The sequence below is a fragment of the Kitasatospora aureofaciens genome (assembly GCF_001188955.3).
GTDB lineage: Bacteria > Actinomycetota > Actinomycetes > Streptomycetales > Streptomycetaceae > Kitasatospora > Kitasatospora aureofaciens.
Window position 1 is genome coordinate 80,699 of record NZ_JPRF03000031.1, and the last position, 10,337, is coordinate 91,035.

At 71.4% G+C, this 10,337-nt stretch carries 9 protein-coding genes and 1 riboswitch; of the genes, 3 read left to right on the plus strand and 6 right to left on the minus strand.

The annotated features are described in order from the left end of the window. Positions 1 to 57: 57 nt before the first annotated feature. From HS99_RS20460 to HS99_RS20485, 6 genes are all read right to left on the minus strand, one after another. A complete protein-coding gene (locus HS99_RS20460) occupies positions 58 to 1,287 on the minus strand; it encodes a serine hydrolase domain-containing protein (RefSeq protein ID WP_030551262.1) in 1,230 nt (409 codons plus the stop codon). Positions 1,288 to 1,476: 189 nt separating this feature from the next. Then, positions 1,477 to 1,752, minus strand: coding sequence for a hypothetical protein (locus HS99_RS20465; protein ID WP_030551264.1), 276 nt, complete (start codon positions 1,750 to 1,752; stop codon positions 1,477 to 1,479). Beyond that, entirely contained in the window at positions 1,749 to 2,165 is a 417-nt protein-coding gene (locus HS99_RS20470) for an ATP-binding protein (protein WP_050366583.1), read from the minus strand. The genes HS99_RS20465 and HS99_RS20470 overlap by 4 nt, the downstream gene beginning before the upstream one ends. A 79-nt stretch (positions 2,166 to 2,244) precedes the next feature. Further along, positions 2,245 to 2,616: a hypothetical protein gene (locus HS99_RS20475; protein ID WP_141763774.1), complete on the minus strand. Its 372-nt coding sequence runs from the start codon at positions 2,614 to 2,616 to the stop codon at positions 2,245 to 2,247. Between the two features lie 186 nt (positions 2,617 to 2,802). Then, a complete protein-coding gene (locus HS99_RS20480; protein WP_030282239.1) occupies positions 2,803 to 3,819 on the minus strand; it encodes a ribonucleotide-diphosphate reductase subunit beta in 1,017 nt (338 codons plus the stop codon). Next, entirely contained in the window at positions 3,819 to 6,239 is a 2,421-nt protein-coding gene (locus HS99_RS20485; protein WP_046386042.1) for a ribonucleoside-diphosphate reductase subunit alpha, read from the minus strand. Before HS99_RS20485 ends, HS99_RS20480 begins: the two co-directional genes overlap by 1 nt. 192 nt (positions 6,240 to 6,431) lie before the next feature. Further along, positions 6,432 to 6,557: riboswitch (cobalamin riboswitch) on the minus strand. Between the two features lie 509 nt (positions 6,558 to 7,066). On the opposite strand from HS99_RS20485, the gene HS99_RS20490 reads away from it, so the two are divergent. The 3 genes from HS99_RS20490 to HS99_RS20500 form a co-directional block, all read left to right on the plus strand. Beyond that, on the plus strand, positions 7,067 to 7,927 hold the full coding sequence (locus HS99_RS20490) for a hypothetical protein (RefSeq protein ID WP_211295899.1): 861 nt from the start codon (positions 7,067 to 7,069) through the stop codon (positions 7,925 to 7,927). A 138-nt stretch (positions 7,928 to 8,065) separates the two neighbouring features. Continuing rightward, positions 8,066 to 9,520 carry a glycoside hydrolase family 26 protein gene (locus tag HS99_RS20495; RefSeq protein WP_050366581.1) on the plus strand — a complete coding sequence of 485 codons (1,455 nt, stop codon included), beginning with the start codon at positions 8,066 to 8,068 and terminating at the stop codon, positions 9,518 to 9,520. 178 nt (positions 9,521 to 9,698) lie between these two features. Continuing rightward, positions 9,699 to 10,337, plus strand: a 639-nt coding sequence (locus tag HS99_RS20500; RefSeq protein ID WP_211295900.1) for a hypothetical protein, incomplete at its 3' end; no start/stop codon positions are given.

Sequence of the window (10,337 nt, forward strand, 5' to 3'; positions counted from 1 at the left end):
TGTCCCGGCGGCTGCTGCCCGGGCGGCTGCGGGCCGACGGCAGCACGTGCGGGGAGTTCAGCTGTGGGAGGTCGAGGGGGTCAGGACCGCCGTCAGCAGGCGGTTGGCGAGGGGAGTCGGGGCGCCGAAGTCGAGGCCGAGGTTGGAGGTCGAGTACACGGCGTGGACGGACAGGTCGCGGGTGGCGAACATGCCGTTGGCGTAGCCGTCGTCGTGACCGGTCTTGCCCCAGAGCAGGGTGCCGTTCGGCAGCGGGGTGGACATCAGGCCGGCGCCGAAGCAGGCCACCTTGTTGCAGGAGCTGCCGCCGACGAACGGGACGAGCTTGCCCTCGTTGTCCTTGGGCAGGGTGAACAGCTCGTTCTGCTGCGCGGCGGGCAGCAGGCGGCCCTGGAGCAGCGTGGTCAGGAATCGGTCGAGGTCGGCCGTGGTGGAGATGATGTTGGACGGGTCGCCGCCCTGCTCGCTGGTGTCGACCGCCCGGCCGTTGTCGTCGGTCATGTAGCCGTGCAGGTAGGGGCGGGGCATCTCCGGGTCGTCCTCCGGCACCGAGGTCTGGTTCAGGTGCAGGGGCTTCAGGATGCGGGCGGTGACCTCGTCCCTGAAGGAGTTGCCGGTGGTCTGCTCGATGAGCTTGCCCGCGATGCGGAAGCCGAGGGAGTTGTACTCCTGCTCGGTGCCGGGCGTGAAGTGCGGGCCGGGCGCCGGGCGGCCGTCGTCGGGGCGCAGGGTCTGCTGGATGATCTGGTCGAAGGTGCGGTAGTCGTAGCGGTCGGCGATCGTCTCGTCGGCGCTCGCCGGGGGCCTGCCCTCGTCCACGTTCGGCAGGCCGCTGGTGTAGTTGACGAGCTGGCGGACGGTGATCGGGGCGAAGGTGTCGGGCAGCAGGCCCGGCATGTAGTGCTGGACGGTCTGGTCGAGGTCGATCCGCCCCTCGGCCGCGAGCTGCAGGACGACGGTGGTCTCGAACACCTTGGAGATGCTGCCGGCGTGGAAGTGCGCGTTCTCCGGGATCTTCCGGCCGGTCTGGCTGTCCACGGTGGAGCCCTTCCACACCTGGCCCGGCTCGGCGACCAGGGCGAGCGCGCCGGAGGAGTTGTCCGAGGGCCGGGTCTCGATGGCGGCCTGCAACGCGGCGGGGTCCAGGGCCGGGAAGGCCGTCGCGGCGGTGGAGCCCGTGCCCGTGCCGCTCGCGGCGAAGGCTTGGGCGCCCGAAGCGGCGGTGACGCCGACGACGGCGGAACAGGCCAGAGCGAGGGCGGCGGCACGACGGGCGAACGGCTTCATGTGGGGCACCCCGTGGGATCAGCTCGTCTGAGCGGGCCTCAGCGATGTGTCCGATCCTGGTCGGGAGCGAGCCCGTCCGGTATCGGGATCAACCCCGACCCGCCCCTGAGACACCCCCGATGGTTCATCAGAATCTGCCCCTGGGAGGCGTCCCCGCCCGGCGTGAACGCCGGGCGGGGACAGGAGAGTTCAGGGGGCGTGGCGGGTGGTGATGGTGATCGGGTGAGCGGTCCAGTCGGTCATGTCGCCGATGTAGAGGGTGACGCTCCAGCGGCCGCCGCGGGAGAGGCACTCGGCGACGCCGTCGCCGCCGCCCGGGCCGATGCACAGGCGGATGAAGTCCCGGTGGGCAGCGCGGACCGGGCGCCGGCGGACGTGGTCCCACAGGACGGGCAGGGCGTGGTCAAGGCTCGGGAAGACGGTCGGCAGCATGATCCCGGAGATCCCGGCCCGAACGGCGCTCACGCGGCGGCCGCCTCGGGCGAGGCGGAGACGTGGCACCAGATGAACTTGCCGATGCCGCCCCGGCGCGGGCAGCAGCCCCACTCGGAGGCCAACTCCCGGACGAGCAACAGGCCTCGGCCGCTTTCGGAGGTGAGGGAGGTCGGGTGGGGCGCAGGCTTCGCGCTGTCGGCGTCGTGCACCTCGATCCGGAGGGTGCCGTGGGGGAGGAGCTGGAGCCGGACGAAGAGCAGGCGCCCGCGCGGGGTGCGGGCGTGGGTGACGGCGTTGGTGACCAGCTCGGAGAGGAGCACCTCGCCGGTCGGGAGGAGGGGTTCGGCGGAGGGGTGGAGGAGGAGGTCCTCCGTCTGCAGGAGGCCCGCACCGGTTCTGCTGTTCGCGGCTGAGGCCTGGGCTTCGTTCGTCGCGGGGGTCAAGTCGGGCGAGTTTCCGACCGATTGACCTGACAGTGGTGCCCCGCTCGGGCTGTGGCCGTGCGGGGCACCCCTGGTGTTCTCAGGTGAGGTTGTCGTACCAGAAGAAGATGGTTCGCAGGACCGCACCCGGGCCGCCGGCGCCGAAGGCGATCACCATGGCCTGGCCGACCGCCACATCGGTGGGGTCGATGCCCTGGGACCACGTCACCTTCGCGTCCAGACCGGGGATGGTGCGGCCGGGGGCGTACGAGCGGAACGTGCCGCGCGCGTGGGCGATGAGCGTCCCGTTGCGCCGCAGCTCCGCCCCGCGCAGGCTGGTCGACCTCAGTTCGTAGCTGCGGTCGCCGACAACGGCAGTGCGGGTGCGGGACTTCCGGGTGGTCGGCACGTTGTGGCCGTTGATGTTCATCGCGCCGTGGTCGCGGTCGGGCACCACCGTGACGGTGGGCATCCCCGACCCCTGCACTCGCGCCACGACGGACGGCCAGCGGTCGTGACTGACCTGTATCGGCCCGAACGGGCCGTCGATCACACGCTGATGGAGCTTGGACATGCCTGCTCTTCCCCCGAACACCGAGAACCGACAGTGGAGCTGCCGTAAACGGCAGCTCCACTGTTTTGCTGAACGATATTCGACTTAGAAGTCGTCGTCGAAGGAGACCGAGCCCTCGACCGCGACCTGGTACGCCGACACCCGGCGCTCGAAGAAGTTGGTCAGCTCCTGGACGTTCTGGAGCTCCATGAAGCCGAACGGGTTGGTCGACCCGTAGCGGATCGGCATCCCGAGGCGGGCCAGGCGCTGGTCGGCCACGGCCTCCAGGTACTGGCGCATGGAGTCGGTGTTCATGCCGGCGAGACCGTCGCCGCACAGGTCCTGGGCGAACTGGAGCTCGGCCGCGACGGCTTCCTCCAGCATCTCGGTGACCTGCTTGGCCATCTCGTCGTCGAAGAGGTCGGGCTCCTCCTCGCGGACGGTGTCGACGACCGACATCGCGAAGTCCATGTGCATGGATTCGTCGCGGAACACCCAGTTGGTGCCGGTGGCCAGGCCGTGCAGCAGACCCCGGCTCCGGAACCAGTACACGTAGGCGAAGGCGCCGTAGAAGAACAGACCCTCGACGCACGCCGCGAAGCAGATCAGGTTCAGGAGGAACGCGCGGCGGTCCTCCTTGGTCTGCAGCGACTCGATGTGGTCGACCGCGTTCATGTACTTGAAGCAGAACTGGGCCTTCTGGTGGATGGAGGGGATGTTCTCCACCGCGGCGAAGGCCGCGTTGCGGTCCTCCGGGTCCGGAAGGTAGGTGTCGAGCAGCGTCAGGTAGAACTGGACGTGCACGGCCTCCTCGAACAGCTGACGGCTCAGGTACAGCCGCGCCTCCGGGGAGTTGATGTGCTTGTAGAGGCTCAGCACCACGTTGTTGGCGACGATCGAGTCACCCGTGGCGAAGAAGGCGACCAGGCGGCCGATCAGGTGGCGCTCGCCCTCGCTGAGCTTCGCCAGGTCCGCGACGTCGGAGTGCAGGTCCACCTCCTCGACGGTCCAGGTGTTCTTGATCGCGTCGCGGTACCGGTCGTAGAACGACGGGTAGCGCATCGGGCGCAGGGTCAGCTCGAAGCCGGGGTCGAGCAGCATCTTGCGGTCGTCGGCAGTCATTACTGGCAGGCCTCGCAGGACTCGGGGTTCTCCAGGGAGCAGGCGATGGCGGCTTCCTGCTCCGGGGTGAGGGCGGGGGTGCCCACGGGGATCGTGCCGGCCGGCACGGGCGCGGCGGCGCGGGCGGCACCGGAGGCGGCCTGGGCGATGCGGGTCGCCGGGCGCGAACGCAGGTAGTAGGTGGTCTTGAGACCGACCTTCCACGCGTAGGCGTACATCGAGCTGAGCTTGCCGATGGTCGGCGCCGCCATGAACAGGTTCAGCGACTGGCTCTGGTCCAGGTACGGCATGCGGGCCGCGGCCAGGTCGATCAGCGCGCGCTGGGGCAGCTCCCAGGCGGTGCGGTACAGCGACCGGACCTCGGCCGGGAGCCAGTTCAGCTCCTGCACCGAGCCGTTGGCGTCGCGCAGCGAGTCGCGGGTCTGCTGGTCCCAGACGCCGAGCTCCTTGAGCTCGCGCACCAGGTACGGGTTGACCTGGAGGAACTCGCCGCTCAGCGTCTCGCGCTTGAACAGGTTGGACACCTGCGGCTCGATGCACTCGTACACGCCGGCGATGGACGCGATGGTCGCGGTCGGCGCGATCGCGAGCAGCAGCGAGTTGCGCAGGCCGGTCTCGGCGATGCGGGCGCGCAGGGCCGTCCAGCGGTCCGCCCACTGCGGGGCGGCCGACGGGAAGTGGTCGATGTGCAGCTCGCCGCGGGCGGCGCGGGTCTCGCCGTAGGCCTCGTGGCGGCCCAGCTGCTCGGCCAGGTCGGCGGAGCGCTCGTAGGCGGTGAGCATGATGCGCTCGGCGATCATCGTCGACAGCTGCTTGGCCTGGGCCGAGTCGAAGTCGATCCGCAGCTTGAAGAAGACGTCCTGCAGGCCCATCACGCCGAGGCCGACCGGGCGCCAGCGGGAGTTGGACGTACCGGCCTCGACCGTCGGGTAGAAGTTGATGTCCACCACGCGGTCGAGGAAGGTCACGGCCGTACGGACGGTGGCGTCCAGGCGCTCCCAGTCCATCGCGGCCAGCAGGTCGTCGGCCGAGGCGCCGGCGGCCACGTGGGCGCCGAGGTTGACCGAGCCGAGGTTGCAGACGGCGGTCTCGGAGTCGTCCGTGACCTCCAGGATCTCGGTGCACAGGTTGGAGGAGTGCACCGTGCGGCCCGGCAGCGCGGTCTGGTTGGCGGCGCGGTTGGAGGCGTCCTTGAAGGTCATCCAGCCGTTGCCGGTCTGCGCGAGGGTGCGCATCATGCGGGCGTAGAGGGTCTGCGCCGGGATGGTGCGGACGGCCTTGCCGGCCAGCTCGGCCTTGCGGTAGGCCTCGTCGAACTCCTCGCCCCACAGGTCGACCAGCTCGGGCACGTCGGCCGGGGAGAACAGCGACCAGTCGGCGTTGGCGTTGACCCGGCGCATGAACTCGTCCGGGATCCAGTGGGCCAGGTTGAGGTTGTGGGTGCGGCGCGCCTCCTCACCGGTGTTGTCGCGCAGCTCCAGGAACTCCTCGATGTCCGCGTGCCAGGTCTCCAGGTAGACGCAGGCCGCGCCCTTGCGGCGGCCGCCCTGGTTGACGGCGGCGACCGAGGAGTCGAGGGTGCGCAGGAACGGGACGATGCCGTTGGACTTGCCGTTGGTGCCGCGGATCAGGCTGCCGCGCGAGCGGATGCGCGAGTAGGACAGGCCGATGCCGCCGGCGTGCTTGGACAGGCGGGCGATCTGCGCGTAGCGGTTGTAGATCGAGTCCAGGTTGTCCAGCGGCGAGTCGAGCAGGTAGCAGCTGGACATCTGCGGGTGCCGGGTGCCGGAGTTGAAGAGCGTCGGCGAGGAGGTCAGGTACTCCAGACGGCTCATCAGGCCGTACAGCTCGGCGACCTCGCGCACCGACTGCTCGGAGTCGCCGACCGCCAGGCCGCAGGCGACGCGGAGCAGGAAGTGCTGCGGGGTCTCGATGACCTTGCGGGTGATCGGGTGGCGCAGCAGGTAGCGGGACTGCACGGTGCGCAGACCGAAGTACTCGAAGCGGTCGTCGCCCTGGGCGTCGATCAGCGCGTCGAGGGCGGCGGCGTGCTTGGCGACGAAGGCCGCGGTGGTGTCGCCGATCAGGCCCTCGGCGTGGCCGACGGCGATCGAGGCGGAGAAGGAGACCGAGCCCTGGCTGTTCGCCTCGTCGACGATCTCCAGGGCGAGCAGGCGGGCCGCGAGCTTCGAGTACTGGGGGTCCTCGGCGATCATCGACGCGGCGGCGTCCACGGCCAGCCCGCGCAGCTCGGCGAAGTCCGAGCCGGCGTGGCGGCCGCGCAGCGCGGCGGCGGCGACATGGCCGGGGTCGACCTCGGTGAGGTCGGCGCTGCGGTCGGTGAGCAGCCGCAGCAGCGCGCCCCCGGGGTCGGAGACCGTCGGGTCGGTGAAGGCGGAGCCGGTGCCCTGGGCGGGCAGGGTGGCTGAGGCAGCGGTGGTCAAGGCGCTCTCTCCTGGCGGCGATCGGCGGCGTGATCGGGATCACCCGGGCCGATCTGGGCAGGGGAGCACGGCGCGAACGCGAGGAAGCGCCGCGCGAGGTGTCTCCCCGGCCCGCCCGCGAGGCCCGGAGGGGTGGTGCTGGGTGCCGGCGCGGCCTCTGCGGGAGGGCCGTGGCGCACGCTGTCGGCAGGTACTCGGACTCGCGGGCACAGCTGCTGGAGCCGCCCGCACACCGCTGCGGGGCAGTCCCGGACTCTCACCGGGTTCCCCTGCATCGACAGCAGGAGTGAGCATACATGTAGTGGTGTCTCGGTGATGCGACACCACATGTAGTGCGGCGGGTTGTGTCGGCGCAATGACCGGCGGTACCGGGGCGAGGGGTGGTTCGTGTCCGTCCGGGTGTCGGGGCCGGTTCTTCGGACGGGTGGGAACCGGGGCCCGGACGGGTCGGGCCGGCGCACCGGGCGGCCGGGTCCGCGCGCCGGTCGTCCTGGTTTCGATACGGAATGGTCACCGGGCGGATCGACGGTCAGGGGGATGCCCTACGATCTGGGCGCATGAGCGACGGAACCGGCGTACCTGGGCACGGGCCGCAGGGAACGCCTCCCGCCGGGTCGGGGGGCGCACAGAATCAGCAGCCGGCGGTGCCAGGTCCGGTGCCGCCGCCGAGCGGCGGTTTCGGCCCGCCCCCGGCCTCGTACGGGCCGGTGGCGCCTTCCTCGCAGCCGCTCCCGCAGCCCGTCCCGCCGGTGCCCCAGCCCCAGCCTGTCGCGCAGCCGCAGCCGCAGCAGCCGGTGCAGCCGATGCCCCCTCAGCCGCAGTGGCAGCAGCAGCCGCCCCAGCAGGCCGTGCCGCCGCGGCGCGTCGAGCCGGACTGGCAGGCGCTGGCGGACCGCAACGAGGCCGCCGGCAAGCGCAAGCGCCGGATGCAGGTCATCGGCATCGTGGCCGCCGTCGTCCTGGTGGGCGGCGGGGTCGCGGGTGGCATGCTGCTGCTCGGCAAGAAGGACGATCCCAAGAAGAGCGGTCCGGTCACCGCCTCTACCGCTTCCGACAAGCCGACCCCCGGTCCGACGAGCGCGAGTTCGTCCCCGGGCGGGCAGACGGACGACCCGTCGAAGCCGATCTGGGAGGCCGCCACCGACCCGGCGCCGCAGGACGCGGGGGCGCTGTTCTCCGCGATGCAGGTGACGGTGAACGGCGCGACCTGGAACCGGACCGTGGTCTCGCTCGACCAGCCCTGCTGGGACGGCAACTCCACCACCGGCGGACTCGGCAAGGTGCTCGGCGACCAGGGCTGCCAGAAGGTGCTCCGGGCGACGTACGTCTCCGGCGACAGCGCGGTGACCGTCGGCGTCGCGGTCTTCGACCACAAGATCCAGGCCGAGACCGCGACAAAGAACTACTCCGGCCAGCTCAAGGGCCTTCCCGCGCCCGGTGCCCCGGCGTTCTGCGCCAACCCCGGCTGCACCAGCACGCACAGCAGCCTGGGCCGGTACGCCTACTTCACCGTCGAGGGCTCGGCGAAGGGCGGCAACGCGCCCGACGCCACCGCGACGGCGGCGGCCTCCGGGTTCGCCGAGCACGTGAAGGGCCAGCTGCTCCGGCGGGCCAAGGCGGCGGGCTCCGCCACGCCGGGCTCGCAGGGCACGCCGGCCGGCTGACCGCCGTGACGCCCCGGCGCCGGCGGATCCGTTCGCCGGGGCCGGGGGAGTGTGGCAGGCTCTCATCGGAGTCATTCGTACGCGTGTTCCGGTTGCGTCCGCGGGGGTCGGTACCGGCGAGCAACCGGAGGAGCGGTCGTGGCCCTGCCCAGTGCCCTGCGCGGCAAGTCGGCCGTCCTGGCCGCGGCCGGGATCGTGGTCGTCGCGGGCACCTTCGCGCTGCTGGACCGGGGCGACCGGACCGGCGTCAGCGGACCCTTGCGGGTGCCGGTGTCGGTCGGCGCCCCCGGGCGCACCCTGCCGCCGGACGTGGGCCGGGACCTGCTCGCCCGCGACCCGAAGGCCTCGCCGAACGCCCGCGCCGTCGACCAGTTCCTCACCGACCTGGAGACCCAGGCACGCACCGGACAGAGCGGCGGCACGGTGATCGGCCAGCACGTCGAGGCGCACAACGAGCGCAACAACCCCGGGTACGGCGACTACCGGGGCACCAAGCAGGTCGGCTACTACTACAAGAAGGCCGCCGACATCACCGGCCGACTACCGGGCTTCCTGGAGACCGACCTCGGCCCCGGCTACGGCCAGAACGCCTGGGGCGTCGGCAACCCGCGCTCCTACTCGGCCGGCCGCTGGCCCACCTGCCGGACCGGCTGGCAGTACACCGACGACGCCGTCGACCTGATGACCGCCGTCTGGTCCGGCCACCCGCGTGCCGACGACGGCACCTACGACAGCTCCGGCGTCCAGCAGAACTGCGACGGCAGCAGCACCGACCTGCCCGACAATGGCGGTGCCCCGGCCGGGATCGTCGGCATGTCCTTCCACGAGCCGTACCCCGGATCGGACGTCAAGTCCTTCGACCGGGTGCTCTGTTCGAACTCCCCGGCGGCCAAAGACCCGGGCTGGTTCGGCCGGGTCGTGGACGCCGCGGACGGCACCCCCGAGTACCGCGCGCTGATCACCGACCTGTCCTACCTGGCCGACCACCTGGAGTACCTGGCCGCGCACGACGTGCCGGTGCTGCTGCGCCCGTACCACGAGATGAACGTCCAGGACTGCTCCAGCCGGTTCTGGTGGGCGGGCCAGAAGCCGGCCGACTACCAGGCGCTGTGGAAGATCACCTACAAGTACCTGGTGGAGACCAGGGGCCTGCACAACCTGCTGTTCGTCTGGACCCCGGTTTCCTGGGACGGCGCCCCGGGCGTGGACCCGTGGGACTACTACCCGGGCTCCCAGTACGTCGACGTGGTCGGGGTGGACGACTACAGCGGCAGCCCGGCGCACCCGATCGGCACCGGCGAGGTGTGGACCAAGCGCTACTACGACGGTCTCGCCGCCTACGACAAGCCGCGGATGCTCGCCGAGTCCTTCGCCGTACCCGTCAACTCCCGCCAGCCGGACACCCTCCGGCGCACGCCCTGGACGATCTGGACGGTCTGGGGGCAGTCGCTCACCGCCGGCAACCTGGCCCCGGACCAGCCGCGCAACTCCACCGCGGACGTCAACGCCACCTACCACAGCCCGCTGGCGATCACCGGTGGCTCCGGCTCGTCCGGCGGGAGCATCGACTGGGGCGGGCTGCACGTCCGCTGAGGCCCGCCGGGGCCCGGCGGGAACCACGGGGACCGGTCCGGGATCGGTTGAACGATCGGTCCGGGATCGGTTGTACGGGCTGAATTCCGGGTCGGTTGTGCCGTGTGGCATCCTGTGGCGGCGAAACCGAGGGCTGGGTGGCGCGGTCGGGAGAGGGCCGAAGGGGCGGGGGTAGGGGATGGAACGGACGCGTCCGATGCGCGGGGCCGGCGGCCTGGCGATCGGTTGGGGCGTGGTGCTGCTCGGCTGGGCGGCCTACAACTGCTTCGGCCAGGTCGGCTTCGCCACGTACCTCAAGGGCATCTTCTACTACGGCGGGACCTCGGTCGGCGCCGAGACCGGAAGCCTCAACTACGGCCTGCTGTACCTGATCGCGGGCATCCTGCTGCTGCGCGGGCGCAGCTGGGCGCTCGGGGTGGCGGCGGGTGTGGCCCTGGTCGAGGGCTACAACCGCGTGCGCAGCCTGACCGGCGCGCTGCTGGACGAGCCGCAGCGGGAGTGGTTCACCGGGACCACCGAGGGCGGACTGAAGCTCGCGACCTTCGCGCTCGGCGTGGTCGTCACCGCGACACTGATCCTGCTGCTGGCCCGCTCCAAGTGGCGGGAGCAGTCGGAGGGCGCCCTGGGCGGGGAGCCGCACTGGTCGATCCTGCAGACCGTGCCGGCCTCGCCGACGCCCGGGCCGTACGGCCAGCCGCAACAACAGCCGGTGCAGCCTCAGCTCCAGGCCCAGCCGCAGCCCGCCTGGCCGCAGCAGCCGCCCGCCCAGCCCGGGTGGCAGCAGCAGCCGGTCGCACCCCAGCCCCAGCCCCAGCAC

What these genes read in the sequence shown, in the direction of transcription:
- HS99_RS20460 (WP_030551262.1), bottom strand. Translation starts at nt 1,287, where the DNA reads ATGAAGCCGTTCGCCCGTCGTGCCGCCGCCCTCGCTCTGGCCTGTTCC.
- HS99_RS20475 (WP_141763774.1), bottom strand. Translation starts at nt 2,616, where the DNA reads ATGCCCACCGTCACGGTGGTGCCCGACCGCGACCACGGCGCGATGAAC.
- HS99_RS20480 (WP_030282239.1), bottom strand. Translation starts at nt 3,819, where the DNA reads ATGACTGCCGACGACCGCAAGATGCTGCTCGACCCCGGCTTCGAGCTG.
- HS99_RS20490 (WP_211295899.1), top strand. Translation starts at nt 7,067, where the DNA reads ATGCCCCCTCAGCCGCAGTGGCAGCAGCAGCCGCCCCAGCAGGCCGTG.